Origin of the sequence: Jannaschia pagri (assembly GCF_019655435.1) — a bacterium.
GTDB classification, from domain to species: domain Bacteria; phylum Pseudomonadota; class Alphaproteobacteria; order Rhodobacterales; family Rhodobacteraceae; genus Jannaschia; species Jannaschia pagri.
Map to the genome: position 1 here is coordinate 1 of NZ_BPFH01000012.1, position 23,586 is coordinate 23,586.

The 23,586-nt window shown below is 56.5% G+C and carries 25 protein-coding genes and 1 pseudogene; 13 read left to right on the forward strand and 13 right to left on the reverse strand.

The window, feature by feature from the left end; all coding sequences use genetic code 11:
- Positions 1-29: 29 nt before the first annotated feature.
- Genes K5R33_RS18570 through tnpA form a run of 4 tightly spaced genes read right to left on the reverse strand, consistent with a single transcriptional unit; the run spans position 30 to position 3,292 of the window.
- Positions 30-1,067, reverse strand: a complete 1,038-nt coding sequence (locus tag K5R33_RS18570) for a hypothetical protein (protein WP_220750584.1) — start codon at positions 1,065-1,067, stop codon at positions 30-32.
- The gene (gene tnpC / locus K5R33_RS18575; protein ID WP_220750585.1) at positions 1,064-2,560 is read right to left on the reverse strand and encodes an IS66 family transposase; all 1,497 of its coding nucleotides are present in this window, start codon (positions 2,558-2,560) and stop codon (positions 1,064-1,066) included. The genes K5R33_RS18570 and tnpC overlap by 4 nt, the downstream gene beginning before the upstream one ends.
- Positions 2,561-2,597: 37 nt before the next feature.
- Entirely contained in the window at positions 2,598-2,945 is a 348-nt protein-coding gene (tnpB, locus tag K5R33_RS18580; protein WP_132248985.1) for an IS66 family insertion sequence element accessory protein TnpB, read from the reverse strand.
- Positions 2,942-3,292, reverse strand: a complete 351-nt coding sequence (gene tnpA, locus K5R33_RS18585; protein ID WP_220750586.1) for an IS66-like element accessory protein TnpA — start codon at positions 3,290-3,292, stop codon at positions 2,942-2,944. The genes tnpB and tnpA overlap by 4 nt, the downstream gene beginning before the upstream one ends.
- A 358-nt stretch (positions 3,293-3,650) precedes the next feature.
- Between tnpA and K5R33_RS18590 the strand changes: the two genes are divergently transcribed.
- The 4 genes and pseudogenes from K5R33_RS18590 to K5R33_RS19145 all read left to right on the forward strand — a co-directional run.
- Positions 3,651-5,978, forward strand: coding sequence for an ATP-binding protein (locus K5R33_RS18590; RefSeq protein WP_220750587.1), 2,328 nt, complete (start codon positions 3,651-3,653; stop codon positions 5,976-5,978).
- Between the two features lie 2,268 nt (positions 5,979-8,246).
- Positions 8,247-8,570: an H-NS histone family protein gene (locus tag K5R33_RS18600; RefSeq protein ID WP_220750589.1), complete on the forward strand. Its 324-nt coding sequence runs from the start codon at positions 8,247-8,249 to the stop codon at positions 8,568-8,570.
- Between the two features lie 1,850 nt (positions 8,571-10,420).
- Complete coding sequence (locus K5R33_RS19275) at positions 10,421-10,540, forward strand: transposase (RefSeq protein WP_505744262.1); 120 nt, start codon at positions 10,421-10,423, stop codon at positions 10,538-10,540.
- Positions 10,541-10,912 (forward strand): annotated as a pseudogene (locus tag K5R33_RS19145) (DDE-type integrase/transposase/recombinase); the annotation flags it as partial.
- 5 nt (positions 10,913-10,917) lie between these two features.
- Here K5R33_RS19145 and K5R33_RS18610 read toward each other — a convergent pair.
- Positions 10,918-12,051, reverse strand: a complete 1,134-nt coding sequence (locus K5R33_RS18610; RefSeq protein WP_220750591.1) for a Hint domain-containing protein — start codon at positions 12,049-12,051, stop codon at positions 10,918-10,920.
- Between the two features lie 559 nt (positions 12,052-12,610).
- Between K5R33_RS18610 and K5R33_RS18615 the strand changes: the two genes are divergently transcribed.
- Genes K5R33_RS18615 through K5R33_RS18630 form a run of 4 tightly spaced genes read left to right on the forward strand, consistent with a single transcriptional unit; the run spans position 12,611 to position 15,033 of the window.
- Complete coding sequence (locus K5R33_RS18615; RefSeq protein ID WP_220750592.1) at positions 12,611-13,891, forward strand: MobA/MobL family protein; 1,281 nt, start codon at positions 12,611-12,613, stop codon at positions 13,889-13,891.
- On the forward strand, positions 13,888-14,385 hold the full coding sequence (locus tag K5R33_RS18620; RefSeq protein ID WP_220750593.1) for a hypothetical protein: 498 nt from the start codon (positions 13,888-13,890) through the stop codon (positions 14,383-14,385). Before K5R33_RS18615 ends, K5R33_RS18620 begins: the two co-directional genes overlap by 4 nt.
- 56 nt (positions 14,386-14,441) lie before the next feature.
- On the forward strand, positions 14,442-14,723 hold the full coding sequence (locus tag K5R33_RS18625) for a ribbon-helix-helix domain-containing protein (RefSeq protein ID WP_220750594.1): 282 nt from the start codon (positions 14,442-14,444) through the stop codon (positions 14,721-14,723).
- Positions 14,716-15,033 (forward strand): type II toxin-antitoxin system RelE/ParE family toxin, encoded by a 318-nt coding sequence (locus K5R33_RS18630; RefSeq protein ID WP_220750595.1) that lies wholly within the window; start codon positions 14,716-14,718, stop codon positions 15,031-15,033. The genes K5R33_RS18625 and K5R33_RS18630 overlap by 8 nt, the downstream gene beginning before the upstream one ends.
- A gap of 57 nt (positions 15,034-15,090) precedes the next feature.
- On the opposite strand, the gene K5R33_RS18635 is transcribed toward K5R33_RS18630, so the two are convergent.
- From K5R33_RS18635 to K5R33_RS18660, 6 genes are all read right to left on the reverse strand, one after another.
- Positions 15,091-15,831: a hypothetical protein gene (locus K5R33_RS18635; protein ID WP_220750596.1), complete on the reverse strand. Its 741-nt coding sequence runs from the start codon at positions 15,829-15,831 to the stop codon at positions 15,091-15,093.
- Positions 15,828-17,366 carry a type IV secretory system conjugative DNA transfer family protein gene (locus K5R33_RS18640; protein WP_220750777.1) on the reverse strand — a complete coding sequence of 513 codons (1,539 nt, stop codon included), beginning with the start codon at positions 17,364-17,366 and terminating at the stop codon, positions 15,828-15,830. Before K5R33_RS18640 ends, K5R33_RS18635 begins: the two co-directional genes overlap by 4 nt.
- Complete coding sequence (locus tag K5R33_RS18645; RefSeq protein ID WP_220750598.1) at positions 17,366-17,641, reverse strand: hypothetical protein; 276 nt, start codon at positions 17,639-17,641, stop codon at positions 17,366-17,368. Before K5R33_RS18645 ends, K5R33_RS18640 begins: the two co-directional genes overlap by 1 nt.
- Before the next feature lie 86 nt (positions 17,642-17,727).
- Positions 17,728-18,000: a hypothetical protein gene (locus tag K5R33_RS18650; RefSeq protein ID WP_220750599.1), complete on the reverse strand. Its 273-nt coding sequence runs from the start codon at positions 17,998-18,000 to the stop codon at positions 17,728-17,730.
- A gap of 12 nt (positions 18,001-18,012) precedes the next feature.
- On the reverse strand, positions 18,013-18,360 hold the full coding sequence (locus K5R33_RS18655; RefSeq protein ID WP_220750600.1) for a hypothetical protein: 348 nt from the start codon (positions 18,358-18,360) through the stop codon (positions 18,013-18,015).
- Between the two features lie 149 nt (positions 18,361-18,509).
- On the reverse strand, positions 18,510-19,415 hold the full coding sequence (locus tag K5R33_RS18660) for a hypothetical protein (protein WP_220750601.1): 906 nt from the start codon (positions 19,413-19,415) through the stop codon (positions 18,510-18,512).
- A gap of 593 nt (positions 19,416-20,008) precedes the next feature.
- On the opposite strand from K5R33_RS18660, the gene K5R33_RS18665 reads away from it, so the two are divergent.
- The 3 genes from K5R33_RS18665 to K5R33_RS18675 all read left to right on the forward strand — a co-directional run bounded on the left by K5R33_RS18665 (position 20,009) and on the right by K5R33_RS18675 (position 22,091).
- On the forward strand, positions 20,009-21,043 hold the full coding sequence (locus tag K5R33_RS18665) for a replication initiator protein A (RefSeq protein ID WP_220750602.1): 1,035 nt from the start codon (positions 20,009-20,011) through the stop codon (positions 21,041-21,043).
- A 146-nt stretch (positions 21,044-21,189) separates the two neighbouring features.
- Positions 21,190-21,843 carry a ParA family protein gene (locus K5R33_RS18670; RefSeq protein WP_220750603.1) on the forward strand — a complete coding sequence of 218 codons (654 nt, stop codon included), beginning with the start codon at positions 21,190-21,192 and terminating at the stop codon, positions 21,841-21,843.
- The gene (locus K5R33_RS18675; protein WP_220750604.1) at positions 21,843-22,091 is read left to right on the forward strand and encodes a hypothetical protein; all 249 of its coding nucleotides are present in this window, start codon (positions 21,843-21,845) and stop codon (positions 22,089-22,091) included. The genes K5R33_RS18670 and K5R33_RS18675 overlap by 1 nt, the downstream gene beginning before the upstream one ends.
- Before the next feature lie 44 nt (positions 22,092-22,135).
- Here K5R33_RS18675 and K5R33_RS18680 read toward each other — a convergent pair whose 3' ends face one another.
- Both K5R33_RS18680 and K5R33_RS18685 read right to left on the reverse strand, forming a co-directional pair.
- Positions 22,136-22,480 (reverse strand): DUF2958 domain-containing protein, encoded by a 345-nt coding sequence (locus K5R33_RS18680; RefSeq protein WP_220750605.1) that lies wholly within the window; start codon positions 22,478-22,480, stop codon positions 22,136-22,138.
- Positions 22,477-22,701, reverse strand: a complete 225-nt coding sequence (locus K5R33_RS18685) for a hypothetical protein (protein WP_220750606.1) — start codon at positions 22,699-22,701, stop codon at positions 22,477-22,479. The genes K5R33_RS18680 and K5R33_RS18685 overlap by 4 nt, the downstream gene beginning before the upstream one ends.
- A 294-nt stretch (positions 22,702-22,995) precedes the next feature.
- On the opposite strand from K5R33_RS18685, the gene K5R33_RS18690 reads away from it, so the two are divergent.
- Together K5R33_RS18690 and K5R33_RS18695 are read left to right on the forward strand one after the other, a co-directional pair.
- Positions 22,996-23,283: a type II toxin-antitoxin system ParD family antitoxin gene (locus K5R33_RS18690; protein WP_220750607.1), complete on the forward strand. Its 288-nt coding sequence runs from the start codon at positions 22,996-22,998 to the stop codon at positions 23,281-23,283.
- Entirely contained in the window at positions 23,280-23,585 is a 306-nt protein-coding gene (locus K5R33_RS18695; RefSeq protein WP_220750608.1) for a type II toxin-antitoxin system RelE/ParE family toxin, read from the forward strand. The genes K5R33_RS18690 and K5R33_RS18695 overlap by 4 nt, the downstream gene beginning before the upstream one ends.
- Position 23,586: the final 1 nt, after the last annotated feature.

The following is a 23,586-nucleotide window of genomic DNA, read 5'->3' on the forward strand; positions in this document are numbered from 1 at the left end:
CGTAAGCGTCCGGTGAAGACGCGGATTGCTCAGCGTTTTGTGGGCCGAACCCCGATCCATGGTCCGTTTCGGTTCTCTCGCATGATTGATATCCACCGGTTTTGGCCGGATTTGCACCACTCCACCACAACTGGGTCGATTGGTCTATCGATGTAGTCGATGCGGTTTCCTGTTTCGAGCTCGATCCGTTCCAAGTTGGTCGGGGGGATCAACTGTGAGATTGCCTCTCCTAGACTGGCAAGCTTACCTCGCGTGGTTTCATCGTCTTTGGTGAAGCTGGCGCTCATGTTCAGGCTATCGGTGATTAGCTCAATTTCTTTGGGCAGGTCCTTTTGCTTTCCCGGGACATAGAATGTTTGACCGAGCTCCTTTTCTGCCATTGGCAAGAGTGCCATGTGATGTTCGAGGGAGTACTGCCAACTTGAGAAGCTCGCCGAGATTTGCAACTGTCCCGACTTTGGCAAGATACCTTCCCCAGGGCTTACTTCGATATCAGTCAAAAGAGATGGGCCGTCGATCAGATATACGCTTGCAGTATCAAGCTTCTCTGGTGTCGTGAGTTCAACTCTGTCCAACACCAACCCTTCGTGAGGCTCTGGTTTCACATAAATTGGTTTTACCAAAAGTGCGTTGGGGAACGCTGACCGGGCTTTGTCGACGATTTTTCGCGACGTTTCGATAGTAATCCGATGCAGGTGGACTTTCCAAAATGTCGTTTGGCCGGTCAGATTTGCGTAGAGATGTGCTTCGGGATCAGTTTCTTCAGGAATGCCCCCTTCAACTGTCACGCCAAAGTTGGTGCAAAACTGGGTGAGTGACATTGTTCCGTCGAATGGAGGGCCGATTTCGGCTTCCAGGATACACTCTCCGTCGTCCAGAGCATCATCTCCTGGCTCGTGGGCAACGTGAACGCGTAGTGTTCCGCCGCGATACCTAACATAAACATCAAGGCCATCATGCGTTTCCCCATAGAACTCGGAGGGACAAGATCCGCCACCGTGAAGCTTAGCGAGATCAAGGCCAAGGGGGTCGGGAAGCTCCGGAGTATGGAAGCCGATCATCTTCATGGCTTGACGCTCCAAGGCAGCAGGTCGTTCACGCGGGTGATCTTGTAATCGGGGATGCGCGCGATGGTGTCAGCGAGCCAGGTCTGGGGATCAACGCCGTTGAGTTTTGCCGTTCCTATGAGTGTGTACGCCACGGCAGCGGCGCGGCCACCGGCGGGTGATCCGACGAAGAGGTAGTTTTTGCGGCCCAAAGCGATAGCCCGCATGGCGCGTTCGGCTGTGTTGTTGTCGAGTTCCAGGATACCATTGGCCAAGTAAGGCCTGAGCCGCCGCATGCGCGTCAGCGCATATCGGATCGCCTGAGCGAGCGGGGATTTGCCCGATATGATCGTGAGTTGCCTACCCAGCCAATCCTGCAGGTCATCGAAGACAGGTGTGGCCTTGGCCTGCCGGACGGCAACACGCTGATCTGGCGGTGAACCACGCGCCTCTTTCTCAACGGCGTAGAGCTGGCTGATCCGCAGGATCGCTTCTTCGGCGATGCTTGAGCCCTGAGATCGATGAACATCCACGAACTTGCGCCGGATGTGGGCCATGCAGGCGACCTCTTTGATGCCGTGGTCGCGATAAAGCGCCTCATACCCGGCATAACCATCGGCGTGCATCCAGCCTTTGTATTTGCTGAGATGATCCTTCGGGTGCGCCCCGCGCCGGTCTTCAGAGAACTGATACCAAGCAGCGGGAGGCACACCGCTGCTCCATGGACGTTCATCGCGGGCATAGACCCAAAGACGCCCGGTCTTGGTCTTGCCTGTGCCAGGTGCGAGCATGTTGACCGGTGTGTCATCCGTGAAGATGGCTTTGCCCTTCAGGGCATGTTTGCCGATGGCATCTGCCAGTGGAGCCAAGAGGGTCGTGGTCTTTCCAACCCAATCCGCAAGGGTAGAACGGTCGAGATCAAGTCCGTCACGTTCGAAGATTTGGCTCTGGCGATAGAGAGGCAGGTGATCCGCGTATTTGCTGACAAGCACATGCGCCAGCAAACCCGGCCCAGGGCGACCACGCTCAATTGGGCGCGATGGCAGAACAGCTTGCGTGAACTGTTCGCAGCGTTTGCAAGCAAAGCGCGGGCGGGTGATCTTGTTCACGACGAACCGCCCCGGCACGTATTCCAGTTCCTCGGTCACGTCCTCGCCAATCTGACGCAACGCCCCGCCACATGTGCAGTGGTCCTTGGGCGGCAAGAGCTCAATGTTGTTGCGCGGGATATGATCCGGGATCGGACGGCGCTTGGGTTTGTCTTTAGGCTCATCCGGTGGGAGCTTCATTTTGGCTGTCATCGCAGCCTCAGCCACTTCGCTCGCCTCAAGCGCCAACATGAGCTGTTTGGTCTGTTCAGACGTCGATCCGTAGCGCCAAGCGTTTTGCCCGGCGACTTGGTGCCGTAGCTTCTCAATGAGCATAGCCTGGGCTTTGATCTCAGCCAAAAGCTGGGTCGTGAACTCTTTGAGTTCCCCATAATCTTCCGGCAATGTCATCGCTTCAGCCATCATGGCGTGAGCTTACATCACTGGAAAGACAGAGGGAATCCTATCCCGCGCGCAAAGGTCGCCAGGTTCGGCCCGGTGTGCGCCAGTCGATGCCCTCCAGAAGCATCGCCAGTTGCGCAGGCGAGAGGGACACTTTGCCTTCCTTGGTGGCTGGCCACACAAACTTGCCCCGCTCCAAACGCTTCGAGAACAAGCACGCGCCCTGGCCATCCCACCAGATGATCTTGATCAGATCACCCCGGCGGCCCCGGAACACAAACAGATGCCCGACAAAGGGATCGAGCTTCAGCACCTTCTCTGCCTGCGCAGCCAAGGATGCATACCCCTTGCGCATGTCGGTGACGCCTGCGGCCAGCCAGACCTTCGTGTTCGCGGGAACGGGTATCATGTCAGATGCCGCACCAGACGCGCTATCGCCTCAGGATCATAGCTCCCGCTGATCCGCAGGCGGTGCCCGTTCGCCAGTTCCAGTTCGATCAACCCGGTCGGCTCCGGCAGAGGTTCTGGTGGGGTCGGCTGTGCAATCACTTCTACCGGCAGAAACGCCGCTTCACCTTCCTGGACATGGTCGTCCGGTGCAAACTTCGGGTCTTTCAGCCAATTGAAAATCTGGTTGGCGTTCAAATCGTACCGCCGCGCGACCTGTGCAACCGAAACACCGGGAACAACAGTCTGCGCGCAAATCATGCGCTTCTCGTCATCGCTCCACTTCCTGCGCTTGCGCCGCTTCGCCATCCCGGCCTCTTAAGTGTCCACTTAGCTAAGTGGACACTATCCGACATTAACGCACCTCCGGCAGGGCAGTCAGACCGGACGCTTACTCTGAGCCTCAGGGTAACGTCAATCAAATCTACATGTTGGGGCTGGGCTAGAGAAATAGACGTTCAACTCTCCAGGACGGCGCGATGCACGACCACCGCAGTCTGGGTCATCGAGGAGCGCTCTGGATATGTGGGCCGTCTTCGCACTTAGCTTCCCGAGAACGACCAGGCGTGAAGTGGTACGCATCGCCCAGCTTCTCAACTCTTCCTTGAAAAGTTCCGGATTGTGCTAGTCATTCCAGCCAGGTGGAGTGACTTAGGGAGTGGTGCACGTGGCGGTTCTGTTTTTCGCACATGTCACGCTTTTCTCGGGGTTTGCGCTGCTTCTATCGGCGATACCCAGGCCGTTTCGCGCAGTTTATCTGTACTGTTACTTAGCCGTTCTTCTTACTTTTGGGGGCTTTTTAGGCAGTGTTTATTCCCTCACGTTGGCGGACGGAGTGGTGATAAGCGGGGGGAACCTTCTCTATGGCGCGTTCATGGTGACCTCGGTGCTGTTCGTCCTGGCGGAGCGCGATATCTTCGTCTTGCGTCGGATTGTGCAGCTTGTAGTCCTCGTGAACGTGTTCGTGCTCAGCCTCTCCGTTCTGGCGTCACGCACACTAGGCGCGCCAGGAGTTGTGAATCAACTTGGCGTACCAGTCGGTTTGTTCGAGACATCGAGCTTTTTAATTGTCTTGGGCGGCGGGATGATCGTGCTGGAACTCACGTTCATGGCGTTTGTGTTTGAGGCGACAAAGGCCCGTATTCACTCGGCCGTGGGGATCAGGATCACCTATTTAGTGATCTTCGTTGCAGTACTATGTTTCGATGGCCTTGCATTTCCGATTGTCGCCTTCGGACCGTCTCCAGAGACAGTTGCAGCGGCCGTTGGAAGCCTATCGGGCAAGCTGCTGACAGCCGTGGCCTACGGCTTGGTCGTCGTTAGTTTTTCTTTGATCTTTCAGAGACGTTTCTCTGCATACCTTGATGAGCGCGTCTTCTCGTGGCGGGCCCTCCTCTCGCCCAGCGGTGCAATTCTACGCGACATGGAACGCAAAGACGCTCAGTTGGCGAAAGCGAGGGGTCGGTTGGCACATTCGGCTGAACTGGCTAGTCTCGGTTACGCGGTAATCGACGTGAAGGCCGACCGCGTCGTGGAATGCGATGCGATTTACGCTGATATGCATGGCCTGGAACGCGAAGTGCTCATGGCGATGCCGCCATCACAGATTATCGAAACTCTGATCGCAGAAGAAGACCGCAAGGCGGTTCGCGACCTCATTGGAGCTTTCTCGATCGAAGGAAAGCGCGCGTTGGAATTGCGCCACATCACACCTGACGGCTCTGTCCGGTCGTTGCGTAAGATCTATGCACCACTTCCACACGAACCTGGGCTTACCGGTTCCATGATTGAAGTCGTTGGACAAGACATCACCGAAGCTCGGCTACTTCAGGAACAGCTATTCAGAAGCCAGAAGGCAGAGGCCCTAGGGCGCCTCACGGGCGGCGTAGCGCACGACTTCAACAATCTTCTAGCAGTGATCCTCGGCAATCTTGAGCTTCACGTTCTCGAAACCGAACCGGCGGAGCGCGAAATACTAATTAGAAACTGCATTGCTGCTACGAAGCGCGGCGCGGATCTAACGCGAAGCATGCTCAGCTTTGCTCAACAGGCACCGCTCGAACCCAAGATCGTGAATGTAAACGACATCATCGAAGACTTAGGGCGCATGACCAATCGCGTGCTACCCGCCTCCATAGAAATCGCGATGGATTTACGCCCGAACATGCCACGGGTCCGGGTAGATCCCGGCATGGTCGAGAGCGCTGTGTTGAACCTTATACTCAACGCGCGGGATGCCATGCCGCAAGGGGGACGGATCGAGATTAAAACTACGCTTGTGGCGACCGAGAACAACCGCGACGAACGCCATCCGGGGGAGCTGCCACCCGGGCGCTATCTTGTGTTGTCGGTTATCGATACCGGTCAAGGCATCGCCAGAGAGAAGCTACCTCGTATTTTCGAGCCGTTTTTTACGACCAAGTCACCGGGAGCGGGTTCCGGGTTAGGGCTAGCAATGATCGACGGGTTCATGCGTCAGTCAGGCGGCGTCGTCCAAGTTGCGTCCGTGCAAGGGGAAGGAACTCAGTTCGATCTTTACTTTCCTGCTGTGAGCGATCCAACGAACGCGTCTACGAGCACTCAAAAGTACCTCGAAGCGCAACGGGAAATGTCAAAGAAAACAATTCTCCTAGTCGAAGACGATACCGATCTGCGGGCGTCACTAAGCAAAGCCCTGTCTTTCTCTGGACATGACGTCATGGAAGCCGCTGACGCAGAGGCGGCGCTAGCTTCATTCCTGGCGTCCGACCACGTCGATCTAGTACTGACTGACGTGATCTTGCCCGGGCCGATGCAAGGTCCGGCCCTGCTGCAAGCATTGCGAGAGCATCGGCCCTTTCTGCCTGCCATCGTGATGTCGGGAAACATGACAGACCAAGTTGCGCAGACTGGATCGCCTCAGGCCGAGGACATTCGATTGTCAAAGCCCATCGAACTAGCGGTACTTCTAGACGCCATCAAGCAAGCGTTCGCCGTGCGGCCCCCATCACCATAGATGATAGAAATAGACCTCTGTTTACCGCAAATAGTAATGTCTAGTTAGGCTTCTGAAGCTGCTCTACAATACAGAGAAAAGCTCACCACCTTTGATGATGCGTCGCGAATTGCATGTCGAGGCCCTCAGCACATGGCAAGAAACGACTCTTTGTAGTCCCTGCATAGCAAGATACCGACATCATCGCGAGCCCGTAACCCTATCAATACTTGCTAATCACATCCCCGAGGCGGTGGATGTGGATCTGACACAGAGGGCTACGATCCCTACAACACTGTATACCGCCAAAGCAATCACGGCCGTCATCAAGCGGGCCTCCCGTAGTGTACGGGAGGCCTTTCAACTCAGTAGATTTGACAATTTGATACGTTTAGTAGGCACTGCTAGGCCGCAGTCAGGCTACCAGACAGTGATTAACGGAAAGTTCTTTTCGAAAGCTCGATTTCCATCGCTCCAATAGACTAAAACCAAACGCCACTAAGACTCGGCATCCGGTTGTCTTATTTTCCATCCAAGCGCCCCTGATCTTAGAGACCATCTCCCGAGCCCCCCGCCTTAATAACGGATACGTGCCTGCTTCCATCGCTTCCAGCCTTCTAGCTGCGCACGTTCAGCGTGTGCGCACAGCGATCCGCCTTACCGCACATCAACGTAATCGTCCGTGAGCCAGAACCGCCTTTATCTCAATTAACGAGCACCATCCACGCGGCGCGCTCAGGCGCTTCTGAAGAAAACATCTTCGTAGCCTTGTAGCCTTATTCATCATGGTCCATCACACCCAGGAACCCGAGCGAGTGAAAATACCAGACCGGTTCCAAGTGCGGCTCGACAACATCTGAACATCGGAACCCGGCCACCTAATCGTCAATCCTCCACAACTGATGCAGCGACTACACTGGTAAGCGCCGAGAGTGGTGTCATAGCAACTAGAACCTCCGTGCATCTCAATATCTCATATCCTATCTGCTCCGAACACCAATCTGTACGTCCTATTAGTTGCTCTGTTAAGAATTGAATCTTTAGCAACGCTGACTGCGCCGACACAGCATCCATACAAAGCACTTCTTCACTAATTTTCAATGCCTCTTCTTCCATGTCACATATCGTGTTCTCTAAAGAACAGCACTCTTCTGTTTTTGATTTTATGTCAAAGCACACTGTGCCCCGGAAAACGTCTTGTTCTGGCACGCCAAGACAAGACCATCTCGATTGATGCTCATGTAGGCGATAAGACAGCTCCCTAGGCTGCTCAGAGTGGCGCCTTTGATCGTTCAAGACATAGGTCGCCTTTTTCTGTATACTGTCGAAAGTTCTCCTCTGCCTGCACTGACTCGTCAGACTTCTTAGATTTAGCAATTCGACTTCAAGCGTCCGCAACCTGACAGTTAACAAGGTTACCTTTTCTCGGATTTGAATATGTCTTCTTATTAAAACAGGAAGCACATCTCCATAGTTTATTTCTCTTGCATTGCTCGCAGATTGAAGGACCGGTTCCATTACCTAATTCCATTTTCTGTAACCCGGTGTTTTTCACTCTTAGGTTAGCCTTCGCCATACTGCTCAACTGACGGGCGTACCGCCCGGCTCTTAACAAGGCGTTAACTACAATCGGCGACCAACTCCACCACGCTCCATGCATGTTAGATGCAAGAGGTTAGTCTTATAATTCTCAATTTACTGTTTATAAAAGAAAAACTGTTACCTTCCCCTCGTGCTTATTAAGCTGTTTTTTACGGATTGTTCGTTTAATGTTCGGCGCTATAGTCAAGATTTGCACTTAAAGTAGAGGTTTTTTGACCCTACGTAATGCAAGCGTCCGTTCGCAACTCTCTGACCGAGATTGTCGCGCAAGTGGGGTGAGGGTGACCCTGTTCAGCGTACATTGACGTCATCTCAACGTGCTTAAGTCTGACGCCGCCCAGCTCAACCTGATCAGGCATAGAAGGCTCTGTACAAACTTAGTCGTCTGTCGAATCGGGATGTCAAAGAGGAGCCTTCTGCCAGCCAAATCTACATGGCCTCATTGCCGCAGGCCTAGCACCGACCGCACTTATCAGGTGGAGGATACTGATTTGTGTTATAGCTCTTTCACTAGATTTGCGCAAAGAGGCAGCCGGATCACGTGCAAGCGCTCACCACAGAGTATAATAATTTACATAATAAAAATTTTTATATACTACATTATCTAAGCATGCGACTTCGACAGTGGCGCACATCTTGTTCGCTCGCTACTGTATGAAGGGACGATAACATGTCTGGAGGCGCAATATGACAGATATCAATCTGAATAGTCTTTCATTCGAAGAGCTTAGAGCTCTAGAAAAAAATGTCGCGAAGACGATCAAAAATTTTGAAGAGCGTAGGCGGAAAGAAACGCTCTCCAAGGTTGAGGCGATAGCGAAAGAAGCCGGATTTACTCTTGCTGATCTGTTGGACAGCGTAAAACCTTCCAGTAAGACAGCACTACCACCGAAGTATCGACATCCCGAGAATGCCGACCTGACGTGGTCTGGACGTGGTCGGCAACCGGCCTGGTACAAAGAAGCGATTGAGGCAGGTGTGACTGAAAGAGAGCTGCTGGTCATGACGTAATCCGCGCGCGGCTGATCAAGATGGCGTCGTTAGTGAAGTGTTAACCATTTTGACCGTACGGCATGTCTATGACTGATAACTGCGAACTTTGCGGAGGCATTGGCCAGGTCGACGAGATCGACGGCCATCCCGTGCGATGGATGCGGCGTATACCCTGCCCCGCTGGCTGTGACGATGGTCTATTATTCTTGATGACATGGCCGCGGTTGGTAGATTTACCATGGGAGCCAGTCTTAGATGATACGTCTCTGCGCCCGCCATATGGTTGGATACGGAGCCGATCACCGGAAACAGCGATAACAATCACCCATTAAGTTGGGGAAACTGTAACTGCAAAACGTATCAGCCTTTATTCAACCTCTCGCTTTGTAGGTGTCTGAACGCTTTGTTTCGTACAGCTTGACGGAACATCTGCAACCCCCATTGCGCAGGTTCAATAAGCTCGGGCATGCCTCGCAGGCTACACTGATTGAACCAGTGGATGCTTCTCACACTTACCGCGTCGTGGCATAGTCACCCCACCATATCTGCTCTGTGTCTCTTCTCTGGACCGCCTAGGTCTGAAGTTTCTGGGGGCAGAGCACATCCATCGCCTTCCAGGGCTTTGCAAAGACATGTTTGCAGGGAATGCGAATATAGGTAGTGGAGCCCGCTTCGATGTTGATGCCGGCGCGCATGGCAACAGACAATCATCGCACGAGCTTCGGCCGACAGAGCGTTTCTTTGATCCCAGACGAAGCTCGTACAGGTTTTAGGCCCACGTGGCACCTCAGCTCACGTCTTCTAGACAACGCACTGCGCTTAGAATTTGGTTAGTTCATCTGAGACAGATACAAGAGCTAGCCACCACTCTTTTCAAACGTCGATCACGCAGGAGCGGGTCCTGACTCGATGAGTCTCGGAAAGAAAGCTCGATAAAACAGATACTTATTGGCACCCAACACTTCGTTTCGGCGCCGAAGATTTCCTTAATAGTCGCTAAAAAACAACGCTTATCATACACCTGTGCGTACATGAGGAGCATGAAAACCTTGATAACGATTTGGTAACTATTTCGATAGTTAAGATGGCCTTCACACTTGTGGCTCAAAAAAGGCGCGGAAGGAACGTATCTTGTGCAATCTGTGTGACGACTACGGACTGATGGAAGAGTTGGATCAGGTTCCTCCAACTAAGTCTCGGATCGTGTTGTGCCCCGTGATGTGCTCTTCCGCCCGCAAAAACGCTGCGCTGTTTCGCGCCGAGGATACTATTTGGCAGTCAACCGATAGAGCCACTGAACTGGAAGCACTTGTCATCCCCGGGACGCGCCTTGTGCCGTTGGGAATGAGGCAGATCCTGCAAGTGACCGAAGGTAAGCGGAGATCACCCGCTCGGAAATTGCGCGTCTTGGACAGACGCGTTCTTCAAACACTTGAGCCTGGCAACGTGGTAGCCCATCCGACGTCAACGTCCGCTGATGTAGCGTCAGCAATTGCCCCGACTTATGGTAAGACTTGCAGGCCGGCTCCTCCACTTGGTCATTAGCGTGACAAGCAATATCCTGGAACAGGATGTCGCATTGCTGATTGAGGCCAATAGCTAAATGCATGACAAAAGATCTCCTCAGCGAGTAGTAGCCATTACGTCGAGGAAACACATTAACACGGTGTTAAGATCTGTTGATGGAGTGGCTCAGTGGCAGGTTTTTGCCCAGTTATGGCTTAGAATGTGTTACTAACTGGTCTTCGCTTTCACGGCTGGCTCCAAGCCAGCCATCGCCCGCGCCTGCTGAGTTACCCCCGAAGTTCGGACACTGACGTGAGCTACGAATTGCAATCTGCTGATCTTCGACGGGAAGGAGATCAGAGATGTCGAAACGGAAGCAGCACTCGCCGGAGTTCAAGGCGAAGGTGGCGCTGAAACCGGTGAAGGGTGAGCAGACGGTCGCGAAGCTGGCAAGCCGGTTCGGGGTGCAGCAGGTGACCTAGCATTTGCGCAACGCTGGGCACTTGGTGAACAAGGAATGGATCCGTCGGTTGATGCGGCTGATCGGTCTCATTCCGATCTACCAGAAGCCCAACACCAGCAAGGCGGCGAAGGGGCACAAGATCTGCCCCTACCTGCTGAAAGGGCTGTGGGTGACCCGACCCAACCAGGTCTGGGCGGCCGGTATTACCTATCTGCCGATGCGACGGGGCTTTCTCTATCTGATGGCGATCATGGACTGGCACACCCGCAAAGTGCTGGCCTAGCGCATCTCGAACACACTGGAGGCCGACTTCTGCGTCGAGGCACTGAACGAGACCATCTACCGCTTCGGTCTGCCCGAGGTTATGAACACAGACCAAAGTAGCCAGTTCGAAGGCTACGCCGCGTCCAACGGTTCGGCCTTGTTCCTCTCCATTTCGACACCGCGGCTCTGCTTTCGGATTCTCTTTGACGCAAGAGAATTCTTTTCGCGGAAGTACTCTGATATCAAACGTCTTACATATCCGGCCTGCAGGCATTCTCGCGCAGGCGGGCCGTTCACGGCTGCGGCAAGAGACGTCGCAGGCCCGAAAAGTCGCATGACTTCATGGTGGTCGGTTGCGTTCAAACCGTTCATGACCATCGGTCCAAGCAACAGTGATTCCGACAGACAGCCGTTGGCGGTAACAACCTCATGCCTGTCAAAGGCGAAGTGAACCCAGTTTACGTGAGACTTACCTTTCATATAACGGATGCCTGGCAGGCCTGTCAGTGATTTCGCCGGCGCGAATACCTCAGAGTTGAAAATCGCCTGTAGCTGCCCGGCAGCGCCGACCAAGATACGGTGTTGCGGCGATATGACTAAGTCCTCTGTCGGCAAACATTGACCTAGCGCCCCCGCCTTGACCAGTACCGGTTTAGCGTCGGGCTCAGTATCCCTTAAGTAATGCGCGCTGTTTCGTACCCAGCGGATAACTTGCGCTCCGTTATCCACTGTCATGACTTGGTCGCCGGGTTTGAGAACCTCAACGGCGCGCGGGCCGTCCGGGGTATCGATCAGAGTGCCTGCGGCGAAACATACGAAACTGGTGTTGTCTACCGACCGCGCAGCACTGGTTGTGTACATCCCATCATATTCATCGACAAAAACACTCGTCAGCTCGACGGATTGGATCTTTAAGTTGTCAAGGTGTACTTCATTAGTTGGGATAATGTAAGCTTCGCCGCTTGAAAGCTGTGCGACACCTAGTATTGCAGTGAATGATGAACCATCGCCGAGTGTAATCGTAGCGTTGTATGTTTGAACGCTATCGAGTCCGCTCGTAACGCCATCGACGGTTACGGTTTCCCCACCGCCGAGATCATCTTCCCATATGATGCCATCACCGTTACCATCGTTGGAAACGGCTGAGACAATCGACATCATGGTGTTGTCAATTGTCCCGAGCAAACTGGCAGAATTCTCGCTCTCAAAATTGCCTTCGGTTGGGTCTAGGTCGGCACGGACCCCGATACTAATCCACTTTGCCATTGCACATCTCCGTTTCGAGCAGGTCGTCGAACCCTTTCGGAAACGTCTTAGTGACAAATTGTTGCCAACTGGTTTGTACACGACAACACACGCGCAAAAGAACAAAAGATGAACAATTGAAGTAGAGCGCGGCCAAACAGACAAGGCGCGGCATCGGCGATGCTGGAGAGATGTTATCGCAGCTGAAGGCAGGACGGGCAGGCGCAGTCGCTGATCTCGGAGAATACCTGACTGACGATCACCAGTTGTTTTGGTCAACAGACGCAGCATCGAACCGATCAAAGCCTCCCCCGGCTTCGAAGGGGGACGCCTGAGCGGCGTCAGAGCGACCACGGGGCGTTGATGCCCCGGCAGAAAACCCGGCTCCCTGCGGCCACTGTGCCGCGTCGGAGGCAGGGTTTTCAGATGGGGTTGAGAGGGACCGTCAGCCTGCGTGGCAACTGAACGCGCCTCCCCCTTGAGGGGACGGGAGGGGGTCTGATGCTCGTACAAAGCGCGGCTTTGTGTATACGAGCATATTAACACTCTCTTCACTCTCCCATGCTACGCTGACGTCGTCATGAGGAACATTACCTGCAAAACCACACCAGTTTCCCGATCACGCAAAGGAGCACAATCCGGGCGACGCGCCAGTGCAGTCGCAGGCGCTGCCTACCGGGCCGGAGAGAACCTCAAGCACGAAAACTACAGTGATGACGGAAAAGACAAGTGGTTCCGCTACGCCAACCGGAGCGACGTAGTCCGCGAAACTTTCATTATGGCACCGAGCGACGCACCCGAATTCGTCCACGATCGATCCTCGCTTTGGAACTGGGTCGAGGACAGGGAGAGGTCGGCGACAGCACGGCTCGGGCGCGAGGTCCAGCTGGGGTTCGCCTATGAGCTAAGTCACGAAGAACAGCGCAGCCTGGTGCAGCAGTTCGTTCAGAAGGAATTCGTCGACAAAGGCTTCGTGGCTGATGTCGCAATCCATAATTACGGGCGGACAATCCCATCTATGGGCCTCTCCGAAACCCAAGCCGAGAAGATCCGTGGCCTCGCAGAGGCGGGGATCCGTTTCCTCAGTCGTGAAGACGCACAGGGCGTGGAGAGCGTCCATGTGATGGAGATCACGAACCGAGACGGTCATGTCACAGGCTTCAAGCTCTACCAGCCACATGCACATGTCAGGGTCACCCCTCGCATCGTCGAGGACGGTGAGTTCGCCAACAACAAATACGCCTCCCGAGAGCTCAACAGACATGAGACAGCCATGCGTTGGCGCTACGAATGGCCAGAGCTCCAGAACGGATCTCTCGAACGCATTGGCTCAGAGGTCCGCGTCTCCGCCACCTCTGAGACAGAAGACGAGTTCCCCGATCTCCGTTTCCTCGGTCGCGCGCAAAGCCAGGAAAGCCAGGCCATCGAGGAGCGGCGTGACGCGCTCGACGAGAGCCACGCGACCGATCATGCCGAGGCCCAAGAGGCCGAGGCCGCCGATGATGCCTTCCGGGCAATCCATAACGAAAGTGTCAAGGACGCCTACCTGGAGTTAGAAGACCCAAAGGGGTCGACTAGCGAAGAAGGGCAACGCACGCGCCTGGCGCTCTGGTGGCAGCGACAGGCAGACCGGTTTGGCGAATGGAAAGAAACCTTCCGCGAGCACGCAGACGCGTGGCGAGACCGCTTCGACCAGCATGCACAACGCATTCGGGGCGCGTTCGGATGGGAACTCGATCCCGAGGAGCAGGAGGTCGCCTCCGAGACCCCATCGCCGGAAGTCGAAGCGCCACAAACCGGACCACCCGAGGCCGGGATCGATCGGCCACCGGAACCGGAGCAAGAGGAGCCTGACCGATGATACCGCAGGAAGAAGGCCGATTGATCTCGCGGATCGCGCAGCGCGTGATACGCTCCCGGGGCGAACGACCGCAGGGAGGGCGCGACGGTTTGGCCGAGGGCAGCGCAGACTACGAAGCCTATATCGTAACCCCCGGCTTTCCCCGGATGGGGTTCACGCTGGGGACGTATCTCCGCAGCCCGAAGGAGTTTGGGGTGCAATCCCACGGGATCCTCTACCCTGATCTCAAGAAGCTCAAATGGCGCCAGTATGACGGCGCAGAGTACATCACCTTCACCCATGCGGGAGAGGCCTATACCCTTCGGGGCCGCGGCCTCTACGAGATGTATCTCGCGATGATGGACGGCACCTTGCAGTCCGTTCTGGAGTACGACGCCTCCGTCTTCGCTCCGATCGACCCAAGCCAACCCATCATCGACCGTGTGGCCGTGACCGACGTTGCGGAGATGGTCCGACGAAGCCGCGAGGATCGAGAGAGCCGCCGCACGCATTAGCGAATATTGTGGCATAAAGTATTACTTTATGTTACTCTAATCGTATGGAGGGTCACATGCAGAATGTCGAACGCCTAAGCATCACGCTCCCTAAGGACATGGCGCAAACGGTCCGCGGCGCGGTCTCAGGGGGCGGATATGCCTCCAACAGCGAAGTCATTCGCGAAGCCGTCCGTTTGTGGCAAGAAACCCATGCGGCGCGGCTTCAGCGCGCTGAGACCCTACGCGCCGCCGTCGCGGCGGCAGACGCTGACCCCCGTCCGAACCTCTCAGAAGCCGACGTAGACGCACATTTTGCGGCTAAGCTTGCAAAGGCATCTATGGAGCCGCGTGACTAAGCTCGAATATCGGCCACTCGCCCTCGACGACCTCAACGCGATCTTTGAGATCGTCGGATCCGACTACCCGCAGCGCGGCTACGACTTTGTCGAAGCCATTCGTGAGCGGTGCCGGACCAACCTCCTCCCAACGCCGGGCCTTGGACCAAGCCGCCAGGATCTTGGCCAAGGGATCCGCATCTACCCCATCAAGACGATGCGTGTCGTTGTCGTTTATCGCGTTTCAGATAACGCGCTTGTCATCATCCGGGTCTTCTACGGCGGTGCGGATTACGCCGCCGCTGTTCAGCGGATGGACGACGTCACATGACTACGACGATACGGGGCGCCTCAGGCGCCCCGGTTATGATCAAGTCGGCCCACTGCCCTATTGGGCTGCCAGGGGCCCCTGCCCCGGCTTCCGTTTCGGCAGGGGAGGTTTCGCGGGCTTTGCCGCGGCCGATGTTTTGCGTGTGCGCCGAGGCGCCGGCGTGGTTGGGGCCTGAGACGCCCTAGGAGGCGACTGAGGTGGTTTCGACGCCGTTGCAGCCCCCTGCCCTGCCACAGGAGCTTGAACGACACTGAGAGGCGCCTGAGGCCGTTTTTGCCGCAAAGCCGTCTGAACCTTCGGATCAAGACGCGCCAGGAACGTCTCGATCCGCCCATCCACGAACCGCAGGGGCAGCTCAGGAACCGCACGATAGACGGAATAGGCTTTCAGCTGATGCGCCGGCGGGACCCAGTGTCGGATTGGCGGCATCGGCCGCTGTGGCATAGGGAAGGCCAGAAGGACGTGCTTGAGTGGCGCTTGGAACCACCAAAGACCGAGGAACAGCCCTGCCCCCGCCGCAAGGGCTCCGATTTCGTAGGGCGCGCGGCCCGCGAACCGCGCGAAATCCCCCTGCCAGGTTCCAAGCGCGCTCCGCGTCAAGTCGGCGTGCCAGGCCAGGACATACGGCTCGGCCCAGTCCCGGCCAAAATAGGCTGCTGCTCCGAAGGCAACCGTCACGAGGAACGGCGCCGCACTTCGCGTCAGGAAAATGAGAAGCAGATAGACCCGGAAGAGCGCCGAAAACACGAGATAGAGCGGAAGGCGAAGCAGGTAGATGATCCAATGAAAGAGATTCATGCGCGGGCCCTCTGATCGAACGTGACTTTGAGACGGTTGCGTTTGGCGGCGCGAAACCGTGTAGCGGCGCGCACGACGATCGCATCGACCTTGAACCGGTTTTCCTTGCCGCCATTCCGCAGCTCGTTGCCGAAATAGTCCGGCAACACATCCGCCTCCTCATAGGTATCGATGCTCCGGGTCCGGCCCTGGTTGCGCCCAGCTCCTCCACCCGTACCGCTTTCACGCTCGCCCTGATTGCCACTCCCGCCGCTATTGCGACCGGAGCTTGTGCTCCAGCTGACCTTGTAGCGCCGGGACTTACCAATGATCTCGCTGGCAAAGGCGTTCGTCACCGGATCCGTGTTGGCATGGAACAACCGGGTCTGGAACTTGGCGACGATCTGTTTGCCGCGGTTCTCGGCATTGTCGCCACCCAGAGCCGCGTAGAAGGTCGGCAGATCTTGGGTGATGTAGACGGGACAGGCGCGGTATTCGCGCGATGTCGAGAGAAACTCGGCATCGGCCTCTGAGAAGAAGTACTGGCATTCGTCGATCCAGAGGAACTGCGGCCGCATCTTCGCGTGAATGCGCCGATGCTGGATCGATTTCATCCAGAGCAGCTTGAGAATCTGCTGCGCGACAATGCCAACCGATCCGAACTCGTGGGCACTCATATCGAGCACCAGGATGGCGCCTTCTTGGGTGATATCCGGCACGATCGTGGTGTCGGTCGAGAAGAGCTCCGCGATCTTGCCCGTCATCAACCCATTGAGGGTGGCGCTCAGCGTCGCCACGACGCTGCCGCGCGTGCGATCCCCCAAAGTGGCGAACTGCACCAGCCAGAAATCCGCATATTCCTCAGCAAGGCGCGCAGCATGGCTGTCACCTCCCTGAGCCAGGGCAGCCAGCTTGATCAGCACCTCCGAGCAGAAGGAGGATTTCTGCCAATCAGGAGAACTCGCCTCATCCATCGATCGCGGTGCGCTATCGATGAACCGCTGAAGGTCGCGAAGCCGCAGCTGCGGCATGACCTTGTTCAGAAGCGGCAAAGCGCTGTTCAGGCAGAGCTCAGCGTAGTCGCGGAAGAAGGAATTGTCCCCACCGCCGCCGCTCGCGCTCTTCAAGATCCGCGAAGCCTCGGCGGCCTCCAGCAAGACAGCTGCAAGGTTCTGCTCAAACCCATCCCGAGCGAGCGTAGACGCAACATAATCCATGATGTTGATCCGGTGCGTCCCAGACGCATCGATCACAAACAGACTGCGCTCACGCCCCGCGGCCCTAGCCCATTTGCGCCAGCGATCCGCCTCGTTGTTCTTGGCGCAGAGCACCATGCCACCCATACCTGCCGTGAGGAACGAGGCCGCGATCGTCTGACCAGACCCGCTGGTCTTCCCGGACCCGACCCCACCAAGGATACCGGTGCCCTCGCAGGCATCTCGCAGACGCCAGACATCGCGCCGCCCAAACCTAAGCAGTGGCGTGCCGAGTCGGTGGTGATAGGAGACAGGCGAGGCGGACAGAGCGCGTAGCCCATGCGTAAACGGCCAGGCCATCACTCGATCTCCTGATCGATTTCGATCGGCTCTGGCTCCGGTGCTTGGCCATAGACATCCTCGAAGCCGGCATCGGTGTCGAAGACCTCGTCCTCATAGTAGATCCCGTCATCGGGCTCCGTACCGAAGCCCGGCGCCATGCCAGGCATGTCGTTGGTATCGATGGCATTGGTGGTCGGGCGTTCGCTGCCGCGCCACCCACGCTCCACGACTTCCTGCCGTACGGAATCGTTCACTTCGGCGTACCAACGCCAGACGGCTGCATCACGGGCCATATCGGTCCCCCCTCAGTGGAGTGTCGGTCATAGAAAAGGGCAGGAGAGACCCCCTGCCCTTCGCGCTGCCGGAAGGCAGAAGGTTTTCAGGGGCGAGGCCCTTCGAGCATCTCCCGCTCCTCGAGCTCAGCACGCCGATAGGCGAGCGCAATCAGAGTCGCCGTCGGTACAAAACCGTCGAGCTGCTCGGTCGGGTCGATGGCCTCGACCGCGTACCAGATCCCCTTAGTCCCGAAGAGACTGCAGGCGAGTAGAACGCCGACGATCTCGCCCGCAAAGGGCGTGGCGAAGAGCAGGCGCCCCGCAGTCATGTCGAAGAGATCGTAGAAGACGCAGATCGCGAACTTGATCCAGTACATGCTCCGCCCTCCTCAGTGACACGTGCCGTAGGCACGGTCGCCCAGGAGACAGCCAATGCTGGTATCCGGGCCCGGGAGATTGGGCGCGTCATACTCAAACGGCGCCATCCCGAAGAGCATGTCAGCAACCGTATTGCCGATCGCGCGATCAAGATCGGACGTGGCATTCGAGGCCGATCCATACTTCTCGCGCAGTTCGCCATTGACCGCGTCTTTGGCGAACTGGCCCGCCATCATCGCTCCCCAGAAGCAGACATTCGCTTCGGCAAGGCCCTGAGCACACCAGTGACGCTCTCCTTGGGCAAAAGACGGGTTCGCACAAAACGCCATGGTCGCGGCCGCACAGAGTAGCTGTTTCATATGAGATTCCCCCAGTGAAATGTGACGGTGGAATCACGCTGACATGCAGGCTGCGGCCGCTACCAATTTCCGGCACGCATCTTCTGGAGGATGTTACAGACCCGGCGTCGCCCTGCATAAAAGCGCAGCAAACCAGGCGATTTCTGCTCTCAACTTTCCTCAACTTTCGGCGGCACGACCGACGAAAACGCAGCCGCGTTCTCCATCTCTGTCCAGATCCAAGGATCGACCTCATTTACGGGGCGAAGCCGCAATTGCTCTTCGTTAAACCGTCGTTCCCGTTCTGGATCATCACCCTCACGCATCGCGTCGAAATGGGGCAGGTCCGCCAGATGCTCGATCACGACGGGCCAGATCATCGGTTTGGGTGCATTCTCCTGAGTCATGCCCGTCATCGTGCCCAGCATGAACCGCTTGTCCGGATAGAGCGCCTGTCCAGTCTTGGGGCCGTCCGTCGTAATGGAGATCAAGTCTCGCTCGGAATACGTCCGATGCTCGAAAAGCATTTGGAACACCCCGCCCGCTACGCGCGCAGTGATATACCCATCATAATCAAGAGGGCGCCCGGCTTCGAGATAATCTGGTAGCGTCAACTTGCAGCGCACACGGTTCAACCCCTTGCTGAACCGCTTGGAGCCCGGAAGCCGGTATCGGATCGCGAGGGTCGCGCACAGAAGCGCGGTTGGCTGGCCCGTATGAGCCTCGACTTGTTGGTTCCGCTCCAACCGATAGATCGCGTAGAGTCCACCAAAGCGCCGCATCAAATCTCTGGCAATCTGCGGATCGTGAGAGAACGTCGAGAAGGTGGGCCCCAGACTACCTGCGAGCATATCTATAGCGTACTGACAGCGCGACCGGGTCAGACCCAGGAGCTCGCCAAACTCCATCACTCCCACATCGTCATCGAAGAGATTGAGCGAATGCTCGATCTCGAAGGCCGTTTTCAGTCCTGCATCGACCTTTCGCAGCCTAGATGGTTCCCGGGTACTACCGTTGATCCATTTGCTTAACCCCGCTGCGGAGATAACTCCACCAATCGCATCCAGGCGATCCATGCCCCCAGTCGTTGGCCACTCATCGCGCTGGTCCAGAAGATATTTTACCAACCCAGCTTTGCGCTGAAGCGGAGTTAATCGCGTCATGGCTATTTCTCAATGTCGTGGTCAAAATCCCGACTACAGTCGCATGTCCATGCATCAATACAAGCATTCCTCTCCTCAGAGAGGGACGACGGTGAACCGTCGGGCTCTAATATTGCTCGCCTCCTTCGGAGAGGTTTAGCAAAGAGTGGGGTATCGAACTGGTTAGATTGGGCAGTTCCCAATATTCCAAAATCTAAATCTCCAAGAGTTAATACTGTTAGAGATAGAGTTACGCATTTCGCGGATCTTCACTAAGATACTGATTATATAAAATAAAGTGCTTTTCTTGGGAGGCCTTCGGTGTGTGAAGTGACGAAAAGTGGTGTGTGAAGTGACGAAAAGTGGTGTGTGAAGTGACGAAAGATCCCATATTTACTAACAGAGTTATCCACAGCTTATGGTGTGTGAAGTGACGAAGATTGACGTGGGTGTGTGAAGTGACGATAGTCAAGCATGGTGTGTGAAATGACGAAACTTCTGAAGGCTGCCTCCATGCGGTGTGTGAAATGACGAGCGAGCGCTCCCCGCTCCTTCCGGACCGTCATCCAACGCGGGATATGTTCGTCTGCGATATCGTCGATGCCGTTCCCAAGGGTGACATGTCATCGATGGAGCACCCTGTCTTCTCTCTGGCGACGAAGCCGGATATGCGTCCACGCCGATACGAGAGCGGGGATAGTTGGATCGAGGTCCAGCCGTCACAGCACGGACTCGCTACGGTCCATGACCGCGACGTTCTGATTTACTGCATTAGTCAGTGCATGTCGGCGATCAATGATGGGCGGAAAGTATCGCGGCGCATGCGGTTTAAGGCGTATGATCTCCTGGTAGCGACAAACCGACAGACGTCGGGCCGGGGGTATGATCTCCTTAAGGACGCGCTTCGTCGCCTCCAGGGGACCCAAATCGAGACGAATATCCGCCAAGGCGGGCGAGAGTATTTTAAGGTATTCGGTCTAATCGACTCGGCTGAAATCGTCAGAGAAACCCGTGACGGGCGCATGCTTGATGTGGAGATTGCCCTGTCAGACTGGGTATTCGATGCGATTGAGAACAACCACGTTTTGACGCTCAATCGGCGGTACTTCATGCTGCGCAAGCCGCTGGAGCGGCGTCTCTACGAATTGGCGCGCAAACATTGTGGGCACCAGCCGCGCTGGCCCATCGGGCTGGAGAAGCTCCGTGAGAAATGCGGATCTGGATCGACACCGAAGGAGTTTCGCCGATTGATCGGTAAGATCCTCGAGGACGACGCGGCGCACGACTACATGCCTGACTACGCTTTCAAGTTGGATGCCGACAAAGTTGTCGTCACTCCGAAGCGTGTGGCGCAGCAAACCGACTTACCTTTTGAAACCCCTGCCCTTCGCCTGTCCGCTGACGTTCATGAAAAGGCGCGGACCCATGCGCCTGGCTGGGATGTCCATGCGCTTGAAGGTGAATGGCGCAGCTGGGTGATGAAGAAGAGCATTGAGGTGAAGGACGCGGATTCGCACTTTCTCAGCTTCTGCAAACGCCGTGGAGCCTATCGCTTCACTTAAAGCGCTAACGCGCAAAGGCGTATTGCATGCAACGCGCCTTTGCGACTTTGATGCAACGCGTCATTGTGGAAAAGCGGCTCGCATGCTTCGCGCGATAGCGCAAAGCATGTTATCATTCTGAAAACACAGACGAGGCAGAGAGCAACATGGCTTACATCATTGGAATGGTCTCCCAGAAGGGGGGCGTGGGGAAATCGACGCTTGCACGTCTTATGGTCCGTGAGTTCGTCGCGGGAGAGATGACCGCAAAAATCGCAGATCTCGACACGCAGCAGCAGACCTGTACCTACTGGGCCGGACGACGCGCTGAAGAGCAGATCGCACCTGAGATTCAGGTCCAGAGCTTCGCAAGTGTCAAATCGGCTCTGAGTGAGGCTGCTCGGTTCGATGCCTTCGTACTCGACGGGAAGCCGAACGCTTCAGATCAGACCCTTGAGATTGCCAAAGCGGCAGACTTGGTCGTGATCCCGACCGGGCAGACCGTCGATGATCTTCATCCTGGCGTGGTGCTTGCCCATAGCCTTCGGAAGAAGGGCATCGGGGCGGAGCGGATCGCCTTCGCGTTGTTCAAGACGACGGGGAGCGACCGCGAAACTGAGGCGGCCAAAGCATATTTGGCTGAGGCAGGCTACTGCGTTCTTGAAGGGGCTGTGCCGGTCTCAACGGCCTACGGCTCGGCATCGGACGGTGGGAAGGCGCTGACGGAGACGTCTTTCCGGTCCCTGAACAAGAAAGCGTCTGTCTTGGCTCAGAGCGTGATTGATCGGATCGTCGAGCTGTCGGAACGGGAGGTGGCGTGATGAGCACGAACCTCGCAAAACTGAAGAAAGCCAAGGGCGCTCCGCCCGCAGCCGCGTCCGTTCCAGATGTGATCGCAGAGAACCCGCGTAAAGAAGCCACTGAGCTGCGCCCGATCCAGGTTCGGGTCCCGATCCAGGTTTTCGAAGAATTCAGCGAGCAAGCGGGGCGCGAGTTTGGGTTCACCCATGGCGCGAAGAAGCAACTCTTTCTGAGAATGTGGAAAGCCTACAAGAAGCAAAACATGTAATGCGCTAAGACGCTTTGCATGATTGCATGCAAAGCGTCTTAGCGCTAAGCGATGATCCTTCCGGTCCTGGCCGCCTCATTCGCATACGCCGACAACGGCTTAGTCACTTTGAACCAGCGATCTCGTTCGACGGGGAGCCCGAGGGCGCCGCGACAGGTTTCGAGATCAGCAAGCGCGACATAGCCGAGTTCGGGGAAACCGAAGCCCAGATCGCAGAGTCCGAAGAAGAGCTCCGTACAGGGATCGAACTCTGTGAGGAGCCAGGTCGCATTGGCATCAGGGGTGATGATCTTCACCACGGGACAGGGGTCGAGTGTCTCGAGCCCCTGCTGGTTAGCGCGGAAGTTCGCGATAAGCTTCGTCCGCTGACCTTCCGTGAGGAGGCTCATTGCGAGCCTCCCGCCGTTTCGTCGGTGCGCGGCACGCGTAGGACAATACGACCATCGAAGGCAATAGGCAGGGCGTCCAGGATCAGGCTGCCGCCTTGGCCGTCCTTATGCGCGAAGAAGGCGCCAATATTGCTCCAGCGCTCGGTGTCGGGTTTTGGCTCTGCGACATGGTAGGCGATGTAAGTTGGTCGGTTGGTCTCGGTTTTGGGGTTGGTGGACATAGTCCTCTCCTTTCGTTGGTTGACGGCCCGAAGGACGCGTCCCCATGGCCCGGCGGCGAAGCGCGGGCGGTCCTCCCCCACACGGGAGCGCAGCGAATGGAGCGGGCAGGGTATGGACGGCCCGGGCGCGCCGGGCAGGACCGCGGATCAGGCTTCGGGTGTCCGCAAGGAAAGGACAGAGACTGTTGTCGACCTCAAACCGGGGGCAGGGATCTCGAGCACAGTCGCCATATCGCTCCAGCCAATTCTTGCTTTTGGTGGTAATTAATGCTACCATCGGTCTAGGAGGATCCCATGCCGACAGTCGAAAAACGCAGCATCAGTTTGCCGCCGGAACTGGCCAGCTTGGTCGATCGCGCCGTGGCCGAGGGTGAGTTCGGCAATGCGAGCGAGGTCATCCGTGAGGCTTTGCGGCAATGGAAGGACCGCCGGGACCTGCATGGCTACACCGTTGAGGAGCTGCGGCTGCTCTGGGATGAAGGGCAGGGCAGCGGAACGCCCCGGCCGCTCTCCGATGACTATGCTGCGCGGATCAAGGCGGAAGGCCGTGCCCGTCTGAGCGGACGTGACGGCCACGCGTGACGACGCTCCACCGATTGCCTATCTTTGATGCTGATCTTGTAGAGATCTGGCTGCATGTGGCCGAACACGATCCCATTGCAGCTGATCGTTTGATCGACCGACTTGTTGCGCGTCTCGATATTCTTGAACAGCATCCCAAAGCGGGACAGGCCCGTCCGGAGATCGCCTCTGATTGCCGTCAGCTGGTCGAAGACCCGGTCTTGATCCTTTATCGCTGCACCGAGACGGGAGTTGAGTTGGTCCGCGCGCGCTATCGCGGATGGCCCGTGTCGCAGGACGACTTTCAGGACAGAGACGCCTAAA

What these genes read in the sequence shown, in the direction of transcription:
- K5R33_RS18570 (WP_220750584.1), bottom strand. Translation starts at nt 1,067, where the DNA reads ATGAAGATGATCGGCTTCCATACTCCGGAGCTTCCCGACCCCCTTGGC.
- tnpC (WP_220750585.1), bottom strand. Translation starts at nt 2,560, where the DNA reads ATGATGGCTGAAGCGATGACATTGCCGGAAGATTATGGGGAACTCAAA.
- tnpB (WP_132248985.1), bottom strand. Translation starts at nt 2,945, where the DNA reads ATGATACCCGTTCCCGCGAACACGAAGGTCTGGCTGGCCGCAGGCGTC.
- tnpA (WP_220750586.1), bottom strand. Translation starts at nt 3,292, where the DNA reads ATGGCGAAGCGGCGCAAGCGCAGGAAGTGGAGCGATGACGAGAAGCGC.
- K5R33_RS18600 (WP_220750589.1), top strand. Translation starts at nt 8,247, where the DNA reads ATGACAGATATCAATCTGAATAGTCTTTCATTCGAAGAGCTTAGAGCT.
- K5R33_RS19275 (WP_505744262.1), top strand. Translation starts at nt 10,421, where the DNA reads ATGTCGAAACGGAAGCAGCACTCGCCGGAGTTCAAGGCGAAGGTGGCG.
- K5R33_RS18610 (WP_220750591.1), bottom strand. Translation starts at nt 12,051, where the DNA reads ATGGCAAAGTGGATTAGTATCGGGGTCCGTGCCGACCTAGACCCAACC.
- K5R33_RS18615 (WP_220750592.1), top strand. Translation starts at nt 12,611, where the DNA reads ATGAGGAACATTACCTGCAAAACCACACCAGTTTCCCGATCACGCAAA.
- K5R33_RS18620 (WP_220750593.1), top strand. Translation starts at nt 13,888, where the DNA reads ATGATACCGCAGGAAGAAGGCCGATTGATCTCGCGGATCGCGCAGCGC.
- K5R33_RS18625 (WP_220750594.1), top strand. Translation starts at nt 14,442, where the DNA reads ATGCAGAATGTCGAACGCCTAAGCATCACGCTCCCTAAGGACATGGCG.
- K5R33_RS18635 (WP_220750596.1), bottom strand. Translation starts at nt 15,831, where the DNA reads ATGAATCTCTTTCATTGGATCATCTACCTGCTTCGCCTTCCGCTCTAT.
- K5R33_RS18640 (WP_220750777.1), bottom strand. Translation starts at nt 17,366, where the DNA reads ATGGCCTGGCCGTTTACGCATGGGCTACGCGCTCTGTCCGCCTCGCCT.
- K5R33_RS18645 (WP_220750598.1), bottom strand. Translation starts at nt 17,641, where the DNA reads ATGGCCCGTGATGCAGCCGTCTGGCGTTGGTACGCCGAAGTGAACGAT.
- K5R33_RS18650 (WP_220750599.1), bottom strand. Translation starts at nt 18,000, where the DNA reads ATGTACTGGATCAAGTTCGCGATCTGCGTCTTCTACGATCTCTTCGAC.
- K5R33_RS18655 (WP_220750600.1), bottom strand. Translation starts at nt 18,360, where the DNA reads ATGAAACAGCTACTCTGTGCGGCCGCGACCATGGCGTTTTGTGCGAAC.
- K5R33_RS18660 (WP_220750601.1), bottom strand. Translation starts at nt 19,415, where the DNA reads ATGGATCGCCTGGATGCGATTGGTGGAGTTATCTCCGCAGCGGGGTTA.
- K5R33_RS18665 (WP_220750602.1), top strand. Translation starts at nt 20,009, where the DNA reads ATGACGAGCGAGCGCTCCCCGCTCCTTCCGGACCGTCATCCAACGCGG.
- K5R33_RS18670 (WP_220750603.1), top strand. Translation starts at nt 21,190, where the DNA reads ATGGCTTACATCATTGGAATGGTCTCCCAGAAGGGGGGCGTGGGGAAA.
- K5R33_RS18675 (WP_220750604.1), top strand. Translation starts at nt 21,843, where the DNA reads ATGAGCACGAACCTCGCAAAACTGAAGAAAGCCAAGGGCGCTCCGCCC.
- K5R33_RS18680 (WP_220750605.1), bottom strand. Translation starts at nt 22,480, where the DNA reads ATGAGCCTCCTCACGGAAGGTCAGCGGACGAAGCTTATCGCGAACTTC.
- K5R33_RS18685 (WP_220750606.1), bottom strand. Translation starts at nt 22,701, where the DNA reads ATGTCCACCAACCCCAAAACCGAGACCAACCGACCAACTTACATCGCC.
- K5R33_RS18690 (WP_220750607.1), top strand. Translation starts at nt 22,996, where the DNA reads ATGCCGACAGTCGAAAAACGCAGCATCAGTTTGCCGCCGGAACTGGCC.